Annotated in this window: 16 protein-coding genes; 5 read left to right on the plus strand and 11 right to left on the minus strand. The window is 58.3% G+C overall.

Annotated elements, in window-relative coordinates; genetic code table 11:
- Positions 1–44: 44 nt before the first annotated feature.
- Positions 45–1517: a PTS fructose transporter subunit IIC gene (locus tag ACTNDJ_RS07745; protein ID WP_441016594.1), complete on the minus strand. Its 1473-nt coding sequence runs from the start codon at positions 1515–1517 to the stop codon at positions 45–47.
- A gap of 411 nt (positions 1518–1928) precedes the next feature.
- Between ACTNDJ_RS07745 and ACTNDJ_RS07750 the strand changes: the two genes are divergently transcribed.
- A complete protein-coding gene (locus tag ACTNDJ_RS07750; RefSeq protein WP_441048885.1) occupies positions 1929–2939 on the plus strand; it encodes a LacI family DNA-binding transcriptional regulator in 1011 nt (336 codons plus the stop codon).
- Between the two features lie 129 nt (positions 2940–3068).
- On the plus strand, positions 3069–4052 hold the full coding sequence (locus ACTNDJ_RS07755; protein ID WP_441064077.1) for a DNA/RNA non-specific endonuclease: 984 nt from the start codon (positions 3069–3071) through the stop codon (positions 4050–4052).
- A 129-nt stretch (positions 4053–4181) separates the two neighbouring features.
- Here the strand turns inward: ACTNDJ_RS07755 and ACTNDJ_RS07760 are convergent, their stop codons facing one another.
- The 4 genes from ACTNDJ_RS07760 to ACTNDJ_RS07775 form a co-directional block, all read right to left on the minus strand.
- On the minus strand, positions 4182–6257 hold the full coding sequence (locus ACTNDJ_RS07760) for an elongation factor G (protein WP_154517778.1): 2076 nt from the start codon (positions 6255–6257) through the stop codon (positions 4182–4184).
- Between the two features lie 297 nt (positions 6258–6554).
- Positions 6555–7319 (minus strand): amino acid ABC transporter ATP-binding protein, encoded by a 765-nt coding sequence (locus tag ACTNDJ_RS07765; RefSeq protein WP_427719752.1) that lies wholly within the window; start codon positions 7317–7319, stop codon positions 6555–6557.
- A 38-nt stretch (positions 7320–7357) separates the two neighbouring features.
- Entirely contained in the window at positions 7358–8011 is a 654-nt protein-coding gene (locus ACTNDJ_RS07770; protein WP_154517772.1) for an amino acid ABC transporter permease, read from the minus strand.
- A gap of 138 nt (positions 8012–8149) precedes the next feature.
- A complete protein-coding gene (locus ACTNDJ_RS07775) occupies positions 8150–9010 on the minus strand; it encodes a transporter substrate-binding domain-containing protein (protein ID WP_441064080.1) in 861 nt (286 codons plus the stop codon).
- A gap of 349 nt (positions 9011–9359) precedes the next feature.
- Here ACTNDJ_RS07775 and rlmD point away from each other — a divergent pair, with 349 nt between their 5' ends.
- Complete coding sequence (gene rlmD, locus ACTNDJ_RS07780; protein ID WP_441064082.1) at positions 9360–10808, plus strand: 23S rRNA (uracil(1939)-C(5))-methyltransferase RlmD; 1449 nt, start codon at positions 9360–9362, stop codon at positions 10806–10808.
- A gap of 63 nt (positions 10809–10871) precedes the next feature.
- Here rlmD and ACTNDJ_RS07785 read toward each other — a convergent pair whose 3' ends face one another.
- The 5 genes from ACTNDJ_RS07785 to tilS form a co-directional block, all read right to left on the minus strand.
- Complete coding sequence (locus ACTNDJ_RS07785) at positions 10872–11693, minus strand: phosphatase (protein WP_154517764.1); 822 nt, start codon at positions 11691–11693, stop codon at positions 10872–10874.
- Between the two features lie 165 nt (positions 11694–11858).
- Positions 11859–13043, minus strand: coding sequence for a pyridoxal phosphate-dependent aminotransferase (locus ACTNDJ_RS07790; RefSeq protein ID WP_154517761.1), 1185 nt, complete (start codon positions 13041–13043; stop codon positions 11859–11861).
- 180 nt (positions 13044–13223) lie between these two features.
- Entirely contained in the window at positions 13224–15371 is a 2148-nt protein-coding gene (ftsH, locus tag ACTNDJ_RS07795) for an ATP-dependent zinc metalloprotease FtsH (RefSeq protein WP_441016580.1), read from the minus strand.
- Position 15372: 1 nt separating this feature from the next.
- Positions 15373–15921, minus strand: a complete 549-nt coding sequence (gene hpt / locus ACTNDJ_RS07800; RefSeq protein WP_154517754.1) for a hypoxanthine phosphoribosyltransferase — start codon at positions 15919–15921, stop codon at positions 15373–15375.
- A gap of 148 nt (positions 15922–16069) precedes the next feature.
- A complete protein-coding gene (tilS, locus tag ACTNDJ_RS07805; protein WP_195838600.1) occupies positions 16070–17608 on the minus strand; it encodes a tRNA lysidine(34) synthetase TilS in 1539 nt (512 codons plus the stop codon).
- 48 nt (positions 17609–17656) lie between these two features.
- Between tilS and ACTNDJ_RS07810 the strand changes: the two genes are divergently transcribed.
- Entirely contained in the window at positions 17657–18466 is an 810-nt protein-coding gene (locus ACTNDJ_RS07810; protein ID WP_441064084.1) for an MBL fold metallo-hydrolase, read from the plus strand.
- Positions 18467–18546: 80 nt separating this feature from the next.
- Here ACTNDJ_RS07810 and ACTNDJ_RS07815 read toward each other — a convergent pair whose 3' ends face one another.
- Positions 18547–18978 carry an Hsp20 family protein gene (locus ACTNDJ_RS07815; RefSeq protein ID WP_154517748.1) on the minus strand — a complete coding sequence of 144 codons (432 nt, stop codon included), beginning with the start codon at positions 18976–18978 and terminating at the stop codon, positions 18547–18549.
- A 274-nt stretch (positions 18979–19252) separates the two neighbouring features.
- Between ACTNDJ_RS07815 and ACTNDJ_RS07820 the strand changes: the two genes are divergently transcribed.
- The gene (locus ACTNDJ_RS07820) at positions 19253–19723 is read left to right on the plus strand and encodes a hypothetical protein (RefSeq protein ID WP_154517745.1); all 471 of its coding nucleotides are present in this window, start codon (positions 19253–19255) and stop codon (positions 19721–19723) included.
- Positions 19724–19906: the final 183 nt, after the last annotated feature.

Consider the following 19906-nt stretch of genomic DNA (forward strand, 5'->3'; position numbering starts at 1 on the left):
CGGAGTCAAATCCATCCCTCCGCACAACCGGAGTCCTTAAAGGGTTACTTGGCCTGCTTGTCGAGCGTGGGCTTCATGGCAATCAGGATTGCAGCGGCGACCACGGAGCCAATCACGATGTCCAGGCAGAACAGCGCGACGTTGTTGGTGGCAAGGGCGACAATAAAGCCACCGTGCGGGACGTAGCAGTCGATACCCTGGAAGGCGGCAAGCGCCGCACCCACGGCAGAACCGATGCAGATGCCGGGAAGGGTGTGACCGAGATCCTTGACCGCGAAGGGGATAGCGCCCTCGGTAATACCGATGCAGCCCATAAACAGTGCGGAGATACCCATCTGACGGTCAGCGTCATCGAACTTGTTCTTGGCGATGAGCGCAGCAAGGCCGCAAGCAATCGGGGGAATGGCGACAGCGACGCGGAACATACCGTTGGGGCCGTAGATGCCGGAGGCCATGATGGCCATGGTAAAGGTCGAAGCGGTCTTGTTGACGGGACCACCCATATCGAAGGCGGTCATAACGCCAATGACCAGGCCCAGGACGACGGCGGAGCCGCCCTGCAGGCTACCGAGCACGCTGGTGAGCCAATCCATCACAAAGCCAAGCGGCGTGGCCAGGATGTAGATGTAGGCCATGCCCAGGACGAGCGAGGTCAGAATCGGGATGATCAGGATCGGCATGATGGTCTGGATGGTGTTGTTGACCTTCCAGGTCTTCATCCAGCGGACAAAGTAACCGCAGATGACAGCCATGATCATGGCGCCCAAGAAGCCGGTCGAAACGCTGTTGCCGCTCGGGGTGACGACGGCGTTGTTGACCAAGTAGCCCAGGACAAAACCGGGGGCAAGCGCGGGCTTGCCGGCCATCGAGTAAGCGATGTATGCCGCAAGCACCGGAATCATCATAGAGATGCCGGCCATACCGATGGTGTTAAGGCTCACCATCAACGGGTTGGTGACCTCCATGCCGTTAGCACCGGCAGTACCGGATGCCAACGAGAAGGCGAGGAACACGCCACCGATAACGACAATGGGGATAAAATAGGAAACGCCGGTATTGAATGCATTGAGCAGCGTCTTGCCAGGATCGGCAAAGATAGACTGCTTGGACGCCGGTGTCGGGGCCTGCGGGGCAGCGGAGACGGCCTTCTTCTCTGCCTTGGCCTCGGCCTTGGGCGCGTCAACGGCGCCACCCGTCGCCTTGATAATCTCAACAGCCTGGTCGATGATCTTGACCGGATCGGCGATCACATCGGAAGTACCGACCTTGAGGAACTTGCCCTCGGCCATCTTCTGCTCAAAACGGTCCTCGTTCTCGACACCCACGTCGACGGACTCCAGGACCAGGTCGGCGGAGTCCACGTCTTCCTGCGTGAGCTCATTCTCGATACCCAGGCCACCCTGAGCCTCAACCTTGCACTCGATGCCACGGGCGGCGCATTCATCCTGAATCGCCTTCTGGGCCATATACGTGTGGGCGATACCCACGGTACAGGCGGCAACGCCTACGATCTTCATTGCTTCCCTCTTTTCATAGAGTTGCGTGCGCAAGACACCGTTTGCGGAGGCCTCCGGAGCATCCCCTGCCGTTTGGACTTGCTGTCTTTTCGACAAGACCAATATAGGTGCTCATTTTTCTTAATACCAGCTTATTTCGGTAAACGCGCAGGTCAGAGCGTTGGTTATGTAATTTAGTTATGCGTTTAACCAAAAATGAATCCTGCGTTTTTGATCTCTTTTTTAAAAGTCAAGAAGTATTTAGATTTCTCGGTAGACGGCAGGCTTGCATAACCGCCACGAATTTCGGACCCCACGGATACGGTATTGTTGCATACTCATAAAAGGGCGAAAGGACAGGCAGAATCGTGTGCCCGCAACCCGAACGTGAACCACCGCGCCAAACAACGCAATTTGTCGGAAGGAGTCGCTGTGACCAAACAGCGCGTTACGATCGCAGACGTCGCCCGCGAGGCGGGAACTTCAACAGCCAGCGTCTCGTATTACCTCAACGACAAACGAGACAAGCTCAGCGACAAAACGCAGGCAAAGATCGCGCGCGTTATAAAGGAGCTGGGATACGTCCCCAACGCCCAGGCGCAAACACTCACCGGCAAACAGACCCGCGTCATCGCCATCATCATCTTGGATAACACCAACAAATGGGCAGGCCTCGTCCTCAACGGCATGGAGCAGGTCATGCTCCCCGCGGGCTACCAGACGGTTGTTTGCACGAGCAACTTTAACCCCGAGACCGAGCTCATGTATGTCGACAAAATGCTCTCGCTGGGCGTCGATGGCTTTATCATCCAGCCCACGGCAAACTTCAAAGCCGTGCACGACCGCATTAGACGCGCCGGCAAGCCGGTCGTCTTTTTCGATGCGGCCATCTATAGCCCAGGTACCAGCTGGATCAAGACCAACCTTTACGACGGTGTGTACAACGCCACGCAGGTACTCCTCGACGCCGGTTACGAAGATTTCTTTTCCATTGCCGCCAACATGACCGAAATGCGCACCCGCATGGAGCGTTTTCAGGGGTATGCCGAGGCGCTGGCAGCGAACGGACAGCTCTACAAAGCGATTTCCATCGACCACAACAAGCCGTCGGTCAGTGAGCTTACCGAGTACTTTAAATACAAGCTCAACCCCGCCAAGCGAACCCTTATCTTCGTGCAAAATCAGTGGGCACTTCCCCGTGTCTACAAGGCCCTCCAGCCCATGGCCCATCTGCTTCCGCAGCAAATCGGTCTTTTGGGACTCAACTGCGAAGACTGGACCAACCTCACCACGCCGACCGTCTCCACCATCATCGAGCCCGTCGACCAGGAAGGCAGAGAGGCGGCCGAGATGCTCCTCGCGCTACTCGATGGCAGCAGCACTCCCGGTGAGCAGCGTATTCTCGAATGCAAGCTCAATTGGCTCGGTTCTACCTCGATCTAGCCATACGTCAAATATGAGGCAAATGAATCCGTAGCGTTTGTCCCAAATCTTAAGTATTTGTTCGACAGAACGGCCCTCGGCGGCTCCTGCTAGACTGGTAGACTCCCAACCGTCCGTCCAGGAGTCACCATGTCGCGCAAGTCCGCCTACAAGCAAGCACTTTCTATCGGCACCGCTGTGGTGCTGGGGTTTGCGCTGTTTACGGGATCGCTCGACGGGGCGCCCAGACTGCTCTCGCCGCAAAGTGATGAACAGGCGGCGGCTCTGGCCGAGAAGCAAGACGAGGGTCCCAGCCGCACCGACGACGAGGCAGACCTGGTTGCCCGACTCGAATCGGGAACGGCAAACTCCACAGACTCCCAAAACGGCCCGAACTCTGGCGACAAGCCACATTCCGCCGCACCCGACACCGGTGATGACGCTTCCGCGGACAGCGCCGCCACCCCCATCGACGAGGTCGAAAACCCCAATCTCGACCGCGCCCGCGGCGTATACCTCAGCAACATTCCTGACTACGCGGGCAACCCCTATGTTGCCCTGCGAGCCGACAGCACGCACCCGTTGGGCACACCGTCATTCACGCTCGATGAATACGAGCGCGCCGCCGAAGAGGGCTGCTTTAAGAAGTTCTCCAAGCTCGACAGCCTGGGCCGCACCCGCAAAGCGCTCGCTTGCGTGGGCCCCGAATCGCTCGGTCAAGGCGAGCGCGGCGATATCTCGCGTATCCATCCCGCCGGATGGCGCCAGCAGCGCTACGACTTTATTCCGGGCCAGAGCCTCTACAATCGCTGTCACCTCATCGCCTGGTCGCTCTGCGGCGAAAACGCCAACCGCAAGAATCTCCTCACCGGCACGCGTTATCTCAACGAAACGGGTATGCTGCCATTTGAGGAGCAGATTCTCGGCTACATCCGCGAGACGGGCAACCATGTGCTCTACCGTGTCACGCCTATGTACAACGAAGAGGAACTCGTCTGCCGTGGCGTGCGTCTTGAGGCGCAATCGGTCGAGGACCACGGCAAGACCCTGTGCTTCCACGTGTACTGCTACAACCTGCAGCCGCATGTGCAGATCGACTACGCTACCGGCCGCAACCAGGCCTCGGGAGACTAGGGCTGGCCAAGCTGCCCCAAAACTTAAAATGAACCGTTTTCCTCCATCCCCCAGGGATCAAAAAGGGCCGCCCTGGATTGCCCAGAGCGGCCCTTGCATCGGCATGTATGTTACAGGCAACGCCCAACGCTACTTGGCACGGCCCTCCTCATAGCGCTCGACCAGCTTGGCCTGAACGTCATAAGGCACCTGCTCATAGCCCGCAGGCTTCATGGTAAAGTCGCCCGTGCCGCGCGTGATGGAGCGCAGACGCGTCGAGTAATCCGTCAGCTCGGCGAGAGGCGCCTGAGCGATGACCACGGTGTCTCCGCGCTCATCGGTCTCCATACCCGTCACGCGACCGCGCGAGGCCGAGATGTCGCCCATCACGGCGCCGGCGTAGCTCTCGGGAATAGTCACCGTGATTTCCTCGATGGGCTCCAGCACCACCGGGTCGGCGTCGGCGCATGCCTTGCGCAGGCCGATGCGAGCCGCCGCGCGGAACGCCATCTCGTTGGAGTCGACGCTGTGATACGACCCGTCGTACACAGCCACGCGAATGCCCGTAAGCGGGTAGCCGGCAATGATGCCGTCCTTCATGGTCTCCTGAACGCCCTTGTCCACGGCAGGGATCAGCGAGCGCGGAATGCGGCCGCCTACGACCTCGTCCACAAACTCATAGCCGTCGCTCGTACCGTCGGGCCCAATGAGCGGCTCTACGCGCAGCCAGCAGTCACCATACTGGCCGGCGCCGCCGGTCTGCTTCTTGTGGCGGCCCTGGGCAGTTGCCGTGCGGCGAATGGTCTCGCGATACGGGATGCGAATCGGCACGCTCTTGGCCGCGACCTTGGTACGGTCCTCAAGACGATTGAGCAGGACCGAAACCTGCGCCTCGCCCACCGCCGAAATGATGGTCTGGCCGGTCTCCTCGTCGCGGTCGATGCTCATGGTCGGATCGGCCTTGCATGCCTTCTCGATAAACGTGTAGAGCTTCTCTTCGTCGCCGCGATTCTCGGCCTCGATGGCGATGCGGTACTGCGAGTTGGGGAACTTAAACGCCGCAGCCTCGACCTTGCCGGTAATCGAGAGCGTATCGCCCGTCTCGGCCGCCAGCTTGGGTGCCACGATGATATCGCCGGCATAGGCGTGACCGACCTCGGTCATGTCGCGGCCGCACATCACATACAGGTGAGCCAGACGATCGCTCTTGCGGGTGCGCGCGTTGATCAGCTCAAGGCCCGGCTCAAGCGTACCCGTCAGCACCTTGATGAAGCTGATGCGACCCTGCTGAGGATCGGCCAGGGTCTTAAACACAAACGCCACCGGGCGGTCATCGTCGCTCGAGATCTTGAGCGAATCACCGTCGATGAGCGGCATCTCACCGTAGTCCGTCGGCGCCGGGAAGTACGTGGCGATGTCGTCCATCAGCGAGTTGACGCCCTGCTCCTTGATGCAATCGCCCGCAAAGACCGGCACAAAGATGCGCTCGGCGATCGCCTTCGACAGCAGGCCTTCAAGCTCCTCCTGCGTCAGCGTCTCCTCGCCTTCCAAGTACTTCATCATCAGTTCGTCGTCAGCCTCGGACACCAGCTCGCACAGATGGTCATGGGCCTCCTCGGCCTGGGCACGATACTCCTCGGGAATCTCCGACTCAACGGCTTCGGCGCCGTTGCAATGGCGCGCCTTCATGCGCACCAGGTCAATGATACCGTCAAAGTCCTCGCCCTCGCCCCAGGGAAGGGTCACGGCGCCCAGGCGCGTGCCAAAGCGCTCCTGCAGCAGGTCCATCGTGGTCGCAAAGCTGGCCTCGGAGCGCGACAGGCGGTTTACGAACACCGCACGCGCCAGACGCAGGTCCTCGGCGGCATACCAGAGCTTAACCGTCGTAGGCTGCGGGCCGGCCTCGGCGTCGACCACAAACAGAGCCGTCTCGCAGACGCTCATCGCGGCAAAGGCGTCGCCGATAAAATCGGGGTAGCACGGGGCATCGAGCACATTGATGCGCGCACCCTTCCAGTCGATCGGCGCAATGGTCGTCGAGATGGAAAACGCACGCTTGACCTCTTCGGGGTCATAGTCGAGCGTGGGCTTGGTGCCGTCGTGGCCGCCCAGGCGGGCGGTCTTGCCGGAAAGGTGGAGCATGGCCTCGGCGAGTGAAGTCTTGCCCACCCCACCTTGGCCTACGAGCACCACGTTCCTTACGTTACCGGTCTTGGGAGCACCCATGATGACCTCCTTGCAGGGCCGCGCGCAATGCGCGACGCCAACGGGGAGAGTTCGCGGTCGATGTCGTCCCGGGAGCAGCATGGTCGGCAGCCGATCCGGCTCACCCTCCAAATGTCCTATGCCACCACCCTACCCTCGCGGGCGACTGTCCATGCACACCTTTCGGCGCACGTATGAATACGGGCGGCGAGAGGAGAGGGCAAACGCCTGAGGCGGTTATTAAGCCCCATCGGCGCAAATAAAAACCGCCGCAGGCCATAAGACCTGCAGCGGTTTCGCCTCAATGTCTACTTGAGCCTAGCCCTCGATACGGCTCAGGAACTCGCGCGTGCGCCGTTCGCGCGGATGGCCGATAACCTGCTCGGCAGGACCCTCCTCGACAATGCGACCGCCGTCCATAAAGACCACGCGATCGGCAACATCGCGCGCAAACTGCATCGCATGGGTCACGATCACCATCGTCATATTCTGCGCGGCAAGGTCTTTAATGACACGCAGCACCTCGGCCGTTAGCTCGGGATCGAGTGCCGAGGTCGGCTCATCGAAGAACAAGATCTCTGGATCGAGCGCCAAGGCGCGCGCAATACTCACACGTTGCTGCTGACCGCCCGAAAGCTCGCATGGCACCTTGTTCTCGTTGCCCGTAAGCCCCATCTGCGCGATCAACTCACGCGCACGTGCTTCGACCTGCTCGCGCGGGCGCTTGAGCACGCGGATCGGAGCGTCGGTAATGTTTTTCATCACGGTATAGTGCGGGAACAAATTGTAGTTCTGAAACACCAGGCCAAAGCGCGAGCGCGCCTGCTTGGGCACATCGCCTTTCGCATACACCGTGCCCGATCCCGCATCCGTCGCAACGGCTAGATCACCAAACGAAAGCGAGCCGCCGTCAAGCGTCTCGAGCAGCGTGGCGCAGCGCAACAGCGTTGACTTACCGCCGCCCGAAGGTCCGATAATCGCCACGACCTCGCCGCGCTTTACCTCGAGCGAGATATCCTTGAGCACCTCATTGCCACCAAACGCCTTGCGCGCGCTCGTTATATTCATTACCGTTCCGGACACGGGAACCTCCATGTGTTTGAAAAGCACGACGGAACAGGCTAGTCGTGGTAGTAGTCAAGTCGCTTTTCGGCGGCGCCCAGCAGCATCTCGACCACAAAGTTAAAGACCCAGTAGATCAGTGCCGCAATCGCAAACGGCACCATGCTCACTTGAGAGGCAACCAGTGCCTTGGCCGTCGAGAACATCTCCCCCACGCCGATGGCAAACGCCAGCGACGTGTCCTTGACCAGCGTGATGATTTCGTTGCCCATCGCCGGCAAAATGCGCTTGGCGACCTGCGGCATCACAATGTACAAAAACGTCTGCAGGCGTGAGTAACCCAGCACCTCGGCGGCCTCATATTGACCACGCGGGATAGACTGCAAACCCGAGCGATAGATCTCGGCAAAGTAGCCGGCATAGTTGATGATGAATGCCACAACGCACGCTGTCCACTTGGAATCGGGCGTGAGCGAAATACCAAAGACATAATACGGAGCAAAGTAGATGGCAAACATCTGCAGCATGAGCGGCGTACCGCGCATGACCGAAATGTAGATGCGCGCAATCCAACGCAGCGGCGCGATTCTGCTCATACGCATAAACGCCACGGGAATTCCCAAGGGAATCGAGCCCAACAGCGTGAGCACAAACAACTGCAAACTGACCAAGAAACCCTGGCCAAGCATCTGCATCATGACCTGAATAGACAACCCAAGCTCTCTTTCACAGCAACAGAACAGCAGGTGTTAATTGAAATAGGCACAGTGCCCAAGATTGCGAGCGACAAGCCCGACGAAGCGTACTTTGGTACGCGAGGAGGGTTGGAGCCGCAAGGTTGGGTGCTGTGGCTATTTCAAAACCCAGTTGTCGAAGGATAGACCGTAGCTCGCATACTTGTCGCACAGGTCCTTGACTGTACCGTCCTCATAGAGCGCCTTGAGCGACTCGGTCACGGCGTCGGCCGACTTAGTATCACCCTTCTTAAAGCCAACGGCGTAGTGCTCGCTGGACAGCGGTTTTTCAAGTTGCGTATAGGCATCGGGCTTGGCGGCAAGCTGATACTGGGCGATCGAAAGGTCGCAAGCCACCGCATCGACCGCGCCGCTCTCGAGCTGCATAAAAGCCGTGTTGTACTCGCCGATGGTATCGAGCGTGGCAAACGTCGCCGCCAGATCCTTCTGGTCACCCTCTAGCACATCCTGTGCGGCAGAATCGGTCTGGGTAATCACGGTCTTGCCGGCAAGGTCGTCCCAACTCTTGATGCCCGCATCCTTCTTGACCACCAGCACCTGCTCATTGAGCATGTACGGCTCGGAGAACGTGTAGTCGTCCTCGCGGCCCTCCATGGTAAAGCCGTTCCAGATGCAGTTGATGGCGCCCGAGTTGAGCAGCGTATCCTTGGCGTCCCAGTCGATGGCCTCGTACTTGACCTCCCAGCCCTGCTTATCGGCAACTGCCTTGGCCAAATCGAGATCAAAGCCAGTGTACTCGCCATCGTCGCCCACAAAGCCATACGGAGGATAGGACTTGTCAAAGCCCACCACGAGCTTCTTAGACTCCACAACGCCCTTGGCGTCCTTTGCCGCGGCAGAGCCGGCAGTGGAACCCTTGTCGGCACCACCGCCGCAGCCGACAAGACCAAGGCCAAGCACCGTGGCGAGCGAGCCGGCTAGACCAACAAACTGACGACGAGACATATCGGTATTCATGGTATTCCCCCTTGATGGCACTTTAGCTAAGTAAAGTGAGTCATGTAACGTTCAGAATCATACACTTTACCTTGATAGAGTACAAGGGAGAAGTTGCCCGGCGCGGGCGGGGAGCGGCGCGTAATTAAGTTTCCTGCTCTACAGTCCTGCGCAAGACGGAAAGCACATTAAGTGCTTTCCTTTGCGTGCGGAACTCGCGATAAACTTAATTACGCGCCGCTCCCCGCCCGCGCCGGGCAAACGTCGTTGGACTTATCACTAACGTGAAGTGGACGCTTGTATATCGTCTGCTAGCTTGGCACGGTACAATGCTTTCAGATTTCAATTTATAAATTAGTGGGGTTACTTCATGGCAGAATCTCGTGCGGAGCGCAAGGCTCGTCGTGCTTTGATCGAGGCGGCTGAGGGGTCGGAAGAGAAAAAATCTTCCAAGAAATCCAAGTCGTCTCAGGACACGAAGGGTAAGTCGGCCAAGGGCAAGGCTAAGACCAAGCGTCCCAGCCCTCGTCGGGGCGAGGATAAGGCGCCTCAAGCTCGTTCCAAGCGCTCGCATAATGAGTCGTCCCGGTCCGCTCATAAGGCCGTTGATCCCAAGTCGCCTTGTTCCATCATGAAAGCTTGCGGTGGATGCACGGCGCTCAACAGGCCTTATAAGAAGCAGCTGGCGGCCAAGCAGGCTGCTATGGATGAACTTTTTGCTGCTCTTTGCGAGCGTGAGGGCATAACCGTCGATCCCATTCGCGGTATGGACGTTACTCTGGGCGACCCGGGCAAATATCCTGCGCCGCGTGGTTTTCGCCATAAGGCCGCCACTCCCTTTGCCCCCGGCAAAGGGGGCGCTGTCCGCTGCGGCTTTTTTGAGCGCGGCACGCACAGAATCGTCGCTGTTCCCGAATGCCCCGTCGAGGCACCGGGAGCCCGTCAGATTCTTAACGGCATTGCGCGTGAGGCCGAGCGCCTGCACATTCCCGCCTTTAACGAGGACAAGCATCTGGGCCTGCTTCGCTATGCCGTCGTTCGCTGCGGCTGGCGCACCGACCAGATCATGATCACCCTCGTTACCGCCCAGCGCGACCTGCCGCATGCGCAGGAATTCTTTGAGGCCATCGCCGCACTCGATCCGCGTATCGTCACCGTCGCCCAAAACATCAACGGACGCCCTGGCAACGCCATCCTGGGTGAGGAAACCCACATCGTGTATGGCGCTGAATGCATGCGCGACCAGCTACTCGGCTGCGAGTTCGATATCTCCCCCACCGCGTTCTACCAGACCAACCCGCAGCAGACCGAGCTGCTCTACCAGCTCGCTATCGACGGTATGGATCTGCACCAGGGCGATGTTCTCATGGATGCCTACTGCGGCAGCGGCACCATCGGTCTTTGCGCAGCTAAAGAAGCTCAGAACAAGGGCATCGGCATCATGTTACTTGGCGTGGAGCGCAACCCGGCGGGCATTGCCGACGCACGCCGCAACGCCGAGCTCAACGGTCTTACCCGCAGCGCCTGGTTTATGGCCGACGATGCCACCGACTACATCCTAGATGCCGCCGACAACAACGAGCGCGTCACCGTCCTTTCCATCGATCCGCCGCGTGCCGGCTCTACCCCCGAGTTCCTCGAAGCCGCCTGCGCGCTTAGACCTCGCCGCATCACCTATATCAGCTGCAACCCTGTGACCCAAGAGCGTGACCTGCACCAGCTCCTCGACGGTGGCTATCGCCTGCTCAAGATCACGCCCGTCGACATGTTCCCCCATACCGACCACACCGAAACTGTAGCGGTCCTCGAGCGCCGCTAATCCACCGGTACAAGAAGGGGGCGCCCCGTCTGGGCCGCCCCCTTACTTGGTTTATGAACTCCGCTACATCCTCTTGCGCAGGTCACACACGCCGGCTGCCGCCATCTCGCGCAGTAGCGTCTCGCGGTCGCGCGTCACGATCAAATCCAGCGGAAAGTGAATCTCGTCGAGCATCTTGCGCGCTTGGTCGAGCTTACCAATTGCCATACCAATGTGCGCATCGGTCGAGACGCCAATCCCCACGCCCAGCTCGGCGCACCGCTCGGCAATCTTGCGGCACACGTCCCAATGCTCGGCATCCGCGCCATGCTCAAGACTGTGATTGTTGATCTCGATGATCTTATGCTTAGCCTTAGCAGCAAGCAACACCTCGTCGATATCGAACGGCACGCCCGATCGACCCGTATGCCCCAGCATAAACACCTTGGGGTGCTCCAGAGCATTGATATACATCTCGGTCGTCTGGGCCAGCGTCGCGCCTTCAGCGAACTGCGGATTATGCACGCTTGCAACCAAATAATCCAAATTACGCGTAACCCGATCGAACAGCGAATGCTGACGGCTGTACGAATCGCCGGCAATATCGAGCGTGACAGGAGTGTCCTCACCAAACAGACTTCCGTCCAGCGAAACGATATCGGCCTCGGCGCCACGCAGCACCAACACGCCGCTCCAAATGCGCGGCCATATATCCTGGTTGATAAAGAACTGGTAACTGCGCAGGTCATTGGGGCAAGCCGTAACCATAGAGCTCAGATGGTCGGCAGATCCAAGCACCTGCAGGCCACGCTCTGCCGCCCAGTACACATTCTCCTCAATGGTCGAATATGCATGCGCAGAGAACATCGTATGGGTATGAATGTCACAGGAAAGCAGGTAGGGCATCAGGTCTCCTTATCTGGTATGGCCGTCGCGTATATTCATTGTACGCATAGCCTTCGATAGTCGTAAAACCGCTCCATCCCAAAGACACAACGTCCATGACAACGGGGTCCGGTTTAACACCAAACCCCGTTTCACGTAAAACATTGTAGGCAGAGCGCTCTGCTTTTAACGATACTCGTCCGCCAACTGTTTCCAAGCTGGTAGCGAATTGATAATCGTTTCGTAACTCACGCAATAACCCAAGCGGAACCAACCCGGCATGCCAAAGCTATCCGAAGGCACCGCGAGCAACTCGTACTTCTTTGCACGCTCGCAAAAAGCGTTTGCGTCGGGCTCGAGCGCCTTCACCCACAGATAGAAAGCGCCGTCCGGCTCAACGTAGGTGTAGCCGTACTCCGCCAATGCGTCGGTGAGCGCCGTTCGGTTGCGAGCATAGGCTTCGACATCACTCGGCTCATCGATGCAGTCGATAATCACGCGCTGGAAGAGCGCCGGTGCGCACACAAAACCCAGTGTACGGGCGGCACCGGCGACAGCCGGCATAAGGCGAGCAGCCTGAGGATTGGTGTTGGGAACCAAAATCCAGCCCACACGCTCACCCGGCAGCGACAGCGACTTGGAATACGAATAGCACACGACGGTGTTCTCGTAGATTGAGGGTACCCAGGGCACCTCGGCACCGTACACGATCTCGCGGTACGGCTCATCCGAGATGAGCATAATCGGATTCTCGGGATCACGCTTGGCATTGACCTCGCGCAGAACATTGGCCAGTCGCGTCAGCGTGTCGCGCGTATATACGGCACCGGTCGGGTTGTTGGGCGAGTCGATAATGACGGCCGCCGTCTTATCAGTAATCGCCTTGAGCACGTTGCCCACGCTCAGCTGGAACGTGTCTTCATCGGCGGGTGCCTCGACACACGTACAGCCGGCCTTCTCAATCCACACGCGATACTCCGGAAAGTACGGGGCGATAACAATGACCTCGTCACCGGGATTGGTAACAGCGTTGAGCGTGCAGGTGAGCGAAGCCGCCGCACCCACGGTCATAAAGACATCTTTACCCTCATAGCTCGTGCCAAAACGACGGTTGAGCGACTCGGCCACAGCGACACGACATTGCGGCAGGCCTGGTGCGGGCGTGTATCCGTGCAGTTGGTCGCTCGGCAGCTCCAAGGCCTTTTTGATGGACTCCGCCACGGCAGCGGGCGCCGGAACACTCGGGTTGCCCAGCGAAAAATCGAATACGTTCTCCGCACCGATCTGTGCCTTGCGTTCAAGTCCATAGCTAAAGATCTCGCGGATGATAGAGCTTTCCGCGCCGCGAGCAAACATGGTTTCGTTGATCATCTGTTCCCCTTTCGCATAGGCGGTATTGTACGCTTTAGTCAAGCAAAGTACCGCAGCAATGTTGATTGGGGACAGACTTAAATGCGTGAAAACGCTCATTTAAGTCTGTCCCCAATCAACATATCGCTCAAAAGAAAAAGCCTCCGCAGGTTTTCCCCGCGGAGGCTCTCGCGACAAAGACTACTCGTCGGCCTCGGTGTCGCCATCGGCCTTTTTTGTGTCAGCAGCCTCGACATCGTCAGCGCTATCGGATGCGACTTCGGCATCCTCCTGCATGGCCGCCTGCGCAAAAGCTGCGGCATCAGCCGCCAGCTCCTCCTCGCTCATACGAGGCGTGCGCTTTTTGGTCGGCACGCCGCCCGCCTTGGCGTTGCGCTCCTCCTTGGCTGCCAGAATGTCGCCCTCGCGCTCAAGGTAGGCATCCCAATCGTTGTCGAGCAGGGCGTTCACGGCGTCGCCTTCGACGGTCTCGCGCTCAAGCAGCACCTTCGCCATCAGATCGAGCTGATCGCGACGGGCATCCAAAATCTCAACAGCACGGCGATGGGCCTCACGCATGATGCGCTGAACCTCGATATCGATGCGGCGCGCCGTCTCCTCGGAGTAATCCTGGTGATCGGCATAATCGCGACCAAGGAACACCTGATGCTGCGCCTCGCCAAACACTTGCGTGCCCAGCTCCTCGCTCATGCCCAAACGCGTAACCATCTCGCGCGCCATCTTGGTCGCGCGCTCCAGATCGTTGCTCGCGCCCGATGTAATGTCATCGCACATGAGCTCCTCGGCAACGCGACCGCCCAAGAACACGGCAAGCTCGTCGAGCATCTCGTTCTTGGTCTTGAGGAAGTGATCCTCCTGCGGAAGCTGCAGCGTATAGCCCAGAGCCTGACCGCGGCTGACAATCGAAATCTTGTGAACCGGATCGGAGTGCTCCAGGATGTGACCCACCAGAGCATGACCGCTCTCGTGGTAGGCAATCGTGGTGCGCTCGGCTTCGGTCATCACGCGCCCCTTGCGCTGCGGTCCTGCAATCACGCGCTCCATCGATTCTTCGACCTCGTCCATCGAGATCACGGAGCGATGACGGCGAGCGGCAAGCAGCGCGGACTCGTTGAGCAGGTTTGCCAGGTCGGCACCGGTAAAGCCAACGGTCATCTGGGCGAGCTTCTCAAACTTAACGTCCTCATCCATTGGCTTGTTCTCGGCATGCACGCGCAAGATCTGCTCGCGCCCCTTCACATCCGGGCGGTCGACCGTAACCTGGCGGTCAAAACGACCGGGGCGCAGCAATGCCGGATCCAGAATATCGGGGCGGTTGGTCGCGGCGATCAGGATGACCGATTCGCTTTCCTCAAAACCGTCCATTTCGACCAGCAGCTGGTTGAGCGTCTGCTCGCGCTCGTCGTGACCGCCGCCCAGACCGGCTCCGCGCTGACGTCCCACGGCATCGATCTCGTCAATGAAGATGATCGACGGAGCCTGAGACTTGGCCTCCTTAAAGAGGTCGCGCACGCGGCTGGCGCCGACGCCCACGAACATCTCGACAAAGTCAGAGCCCGAGATGCTAAAGAACGGGACACCGGCCTCTCCGGCAACGGCCTTGGCCAGTAACGTCTTACCGGTACCCGGAGGGCCCACCAGCAAAACGCCGCGCGGGATCTTGGCACCCAGCTTGCGATAACGGTCCGGATCGCTCAAGAAATCGCGAATCTCTTCGAGCTCCTCAACAGCCTCGTCCACGCCGGCAACGTCTTCGAACTTGACCTTGGGACGCGTAGCCTCGTTGGTCTTGGCGTTGGTCTTGCCAAACTGCATGTTCCTATTATTGGCGCCCATCATCTGGCGCATAAAGTAGAACATGATGGCGATCAGGGCAATCGTCGGCAGTACGCTCATCGCCAAGTCGCCCCAAAAATCGGGGTCGTTGGTGTTGACGATGTACTTAGTGTCGGGATGCTCCGCCATGAGCTCGGCAAGCGAATCGGAGCCGACATAGCTCGAGGAAAAGCTCTTGAGCTCACTCGTGTCGCCCTTGTCCTTTTTCGCCTTCCAGTAATGACCCGTCACGCTTCCGTCCTGAACCGTATAGGTCAGATCTTCGACGCGATCCTGCTTGATGGCGCTCACCATCTCGCTCGTCGCGAGCTTAACGGTATTGCTGGAGCTGGCAAAGCCGGAGCCCATATTAAAGAAGGCGTAGCCCAGAAGTGCGCAAGCCAAAAGAAAATACAGCCAGCCCGTACGTGTGGGTTTCTTGCCTCCGGGCATCCCCGGAATCTTAGGGTCCCGGGGTGTCTGGGAATTGTAGTCGTTACGGTCGTCGGGCATCTTACGAATAAACCTCCGGTTTCAAAATGCCCAGATACGGAAGGTTACGATAGCGCTCGGCATAGTCGAGGCCGTAGCCCACCACAAAGGCATCGGGGCAATGGGTTCCAACATACTTGGGCGTAATGGCCGAGATGCGATCCTCAACGTCCTTCCACAGGAAGGCGGCGACCTCCAGAGAAGCGGGCTTGCGGCTCTCAAGGTTCTTCATCAGATACTTGAGCGTCAGGCCCGAGTCCAGAATGTCTTCAACGATCAGCACGTCACGACCGCGGATATCGATATCAAGGTCTTTAATGATACGCACGATGCCCGAGGACTTCACACCGTCGCCATAGCTCGAAACGGCCATGAAATCGATATTGGTCGGCAGCTCGATCTTGCGCATCAGGTCGCCCATAAAGACCACGGCGCCGCGCAAGACCGCAATCAGCACCAGATCCTTACCCGCGTAGTCGCGCGTAATCTCCTCGCCCAGGCGAGAGACGATACCGTCGATATCCTCCTGCGTAAACAGAACCTTCTCGATATCCGGATGTTGAGAAGCCATGACAACCCTTTCTTGTGCTTAATCGCCCACACACCGCCGTATGGACGCGAACTACACATTCTAGCAGCGCACGGGGTATATTTTCCAGCCCGTGCACCATCAGCGCGGGAATACCGTCAACGCCGCACAGAAAAACTGGTGCGAGGGGCTAATCCGCGTCAACCACGCGAAGCAGATAGGCCACACGCGTCGCCGCCGTGCACTTAAAGCGTTCGTCCGCGCGAACTCCGGCGACCCACACCACGACACCCCCCGGTGCCGTCCTTACCATGGGCACGCCGGTGCGCTCGGAAACGGGAATACGAGCCTCGCACAACAAGTCGGACACCTTCTTGCTTCGGCCACTCATGCCTAACGGGCACATCACGTCTCCCGGCGCGGGACCGTCCACCCACAGGCGCGCCAATCGCGCCTCGGCAGGAACCTCGCCGCGCGAGCCCGCCAAGATCCGCTCGCTATCGCTGTTGGCAAAACCCAGGGCGGCCGCGTCCACCAAAGCTGCCACTTCCCCAGCAGCCGCAAACTCACGGGCGCGGCGCACGATATCGCATCCCGGCTCAACGGCTATCGCTTCTGTGACCAGCATACGTCCCCCGCCCAACGACATACGGCCGGGTATGGTAATCCAGTCCGCAACCAAGCCCTCACGAGCCGCCGGTGCCTTAAACGCCAGCATGCCAAACTCAACACGTGCGTCAATCCCCGCCGGAAGCGTAACCGAACCCGCACCCTCGGCAACACAGGAGAGGACTCGCTCCACATGGCGCATCTCTGGGCGAGCGTCCGGATCGATGCGTTTAATCGCCAGTCGCACGATGCGCCGCGCGATTACCACCTCGGCCGCAGCAAGGCGTCTGGCATCGAGCACCAGCGCGCCCGCTGCCTCTTTGCGCAGGCAGCTTCGAAACGCCTGTGCCGACAACTGGGATAGAAACGCATCCTCATCACCCAAGATCTCACAGGCGGCACCAATCGTCTTGCACACGCTCGCATTACGCTGCGCCAGCACTGGCATTACCCGGTGGCGAACGTAGTTTCGCAGATACGAGATATCTTCGTTGGTCTCGTCCTCGCGCCACGGCTGACCATGCACCTGCAGATAGCCCACAAGCTCGCCATGAGTTAGGTCGAGCAAGGGGCGTACCACAATATTCCTTCGGCGGGGAATGCTCGAGAGCCCAGCAGGGCCCGACCCCTTAATGGCGTTCATCAAAAATGTTTCCGCGCGGTCTGAAGAGGTATGGGCAGTACAGATGCGCGCCGCCGTTCTCGGCACCCCCATCTTGGCACAAAGCTCGCGAACATACCTTCGCGCCGCGGCATAACGCACCTCGCGCGCAGCCGCCTCGATATTGCCCGACTCCTCATCAAAATAGGCGTGCTCCACGCACAGCGGCAAGCCATATTGTGCGCAGAGCTCGCGCACAAAGGCCTCGTCGCCGTCGGATGCCTTGCCTCGCAGGTGATGGTTTACATGAAGCACATGTAGGCGCTCGCGAGCAATGGGGGCAACGCCGCGTCCATCTTGGATATCCAGCTTTGATGTGCACGCCATAAGAAGCAGTGCCGTCGAGTCCGCACCGCCTGATACCATGAGCACCACAGGAGCTGCCTGCTGCCTCGTCCGGGTCTCATCGACTGCCCCGGGTACGGCATGGTGTCCGTAATGCTGTGATACCGTTGGCATTCGCTTCCTCCTCTATTCGTCAGCACTCATTGTATCCTTTGGAATCTTATGTCTCGCCTGCACCTTCATATCCTCGGCAGCGGCTCTAAAGGCAACTGCGCACTCATCGAGGGCCCGCAGGGGCTCATTATGGTCGATGACGGACTGTCCCGCCGCGAAACGCTCAAACGCATGGCCGAGCTCGGCCTTTCGGCAGACGACATGTCCGCCCTTGTTGTCACCCATGAGCACAGCGACCACATTAAGGGGCTTGAGGTGTGGTGTAAACATTGGAACGGACCGGTCTTTTCCAGCAGGGGCACGCTCGCATCAAAGGAAAGCCTCGCACATCTGTCTGTTGAGGAATTCGACCCAGGTGACGCCCTCTCTATTGCCGGGGTCCACATTCAAACGTATTCGACATCGCACGACGTCGTCAATCCTGTCGGCTACCGTTTTGATGCCCAGGGTGATTCGGTTGGCTTTGCCACCGACACCGGCGAGTTGTCGAAGCATGCCATCGATACGCTCAAGGACTGTCGCATTCTCGCGCTCGAAAGCAACCACGATGTAGCCATGCTGCGTCAAGGAGACTATCCTCGCTTTCTTCAGGAGCGCATCCTGTCTGCAAAAGGGCATCTCTCCAACGATCAGGCCGCCGATGCCGCACGCGCGCTGGTAACCGATCGCACCGAGCAGCTTATCGCGATGCACATTAGCCAAGACAACAATCGCCCAAGCCTTACCGTCAAAAGCTACGCAAGCTCACTTGGGGCAACACTCGACAACGAGCTTGGTAGCACCGCCACCCGCGTTGAGGGGCCACATAAACTCACAATACGTCCCGCCGGGCAATATCGGCCCATGACCATTCAGTAGGCCGTCTCAAATAGAAAAGGGGGCCGGGAATCGCTTCCCAGCCCCCTTAACTCAGGAACCGATGTTAATAGCCGATAACGTTAGTCGATGAAAATCTTCGTAACGTTCTTCTTCTCGACAATCTTAGGAACCGTAACGGTAAGGATGCCGTCAGCATACTTTGCAGAAAGGCCCTCGCTCGAAGCATCCTTCAGGTACACACCGCGCGTCGCGCTGTAAGAGCAAAACTCCTTCTGCAGGTAGTTCTTGTCCTTGTTCTCTTCGCTCTCCTCAACATTCACGCTAATGGAAAGACGACCCTCATTGAGCTCAACGTCGATGTCGTCCTTCGCGACGCCGGTCAAATAAGCCTTGACCTCGTAACCGTCGCCCCTGTCCTCAACATCAACGGGAAACGCCTTGGAGGCGATCGAGTTGTTTGCCAGATCGGTCATATCATCAAACAGATCGAACAACGAGCTAGCAGAGGGACGAACACCAAAAACCGAACGATAAGGAACCATGCTTGCCATGACTACCACTCCTTTAAGGGACTGCCGAGCCATCTTCTAGGTGGCAGGGACTTCTTTTGACGCTTTAATATATGCCCATCCATTTCTTATATATACATTTTGATATAAAGTTTTTTGAGTCTCTATCTATAAGCATATCTAAGTCTATATGACTAAGATTTAATGAGGTCAAGGTTCTTTGAACCGTGCCTTAAATACCAAATGTGCCCTAGCTAAACAAAGCTGGGGCTTACAATGAGCGTATACACAATATTAATGACAACCTAAGGGCATCATGGACGATCAAGCCTCCGACAATTCGTATGATCAGATGCAGAACGATAAATCAACCTATCCGCAGACCATACGCTACCATCGTCCCCATATTTCCCAAGAGCCTATTGACGATACAGAGCCTGAATATGTAACTCGCAATCGTTATCAAACCCTTGAAGAATCTCAATCAGGTCGCAAACATATGGGCGTCGCACCGAGCGAATCGGCGTATCTCAAAGATGCCCCCTTATCCAAAAACAGCGCATGCAACCAGGAGCAGGCCCAAACACCCGCTAAGCAACAACGAAGAGAGCCTCGCCCTAAGCAGACCCTAACGCATTCTGCCCGCTATTTAGAGACGCCGAAGCAAGGAAAATCGATATTTATATCGTCTAGCAGACGACGCAAACAGCACCGGCTCCAAATCGCGCTCTTGATCATTGCCATCGCGGCAATCGCGCTGGTCATTCGTTTTATTTTCTTCAAATAGAAAAGACAATTAAGCCGTAGGGGCTTTAAGTTTACAACGCCCAAACGAAAAAGGGGGAGGCCGCGAGGCCTCCCCCTTCTCAGTCCAAGCGCACGGCTCGGTGCCGTCCACCGGTCAGCGGCGCCCTGGCCTCCCACGGGCTGGCCCCGCAGTACTCTCGGCGCGATGGGGCTTAGCTTCCGG

Origin of the sequence: Collinsella sp. HCP3S3_D1, assembly GCF_052064015.1 — a bacterium.
In the GTDB taxonomy this organism is placed as follows: domain Bacteria; phylum Actinomycetota; class Coriobacteriia; order Coriobacteriales; family Coriobacteriaceae; genus Collinsella.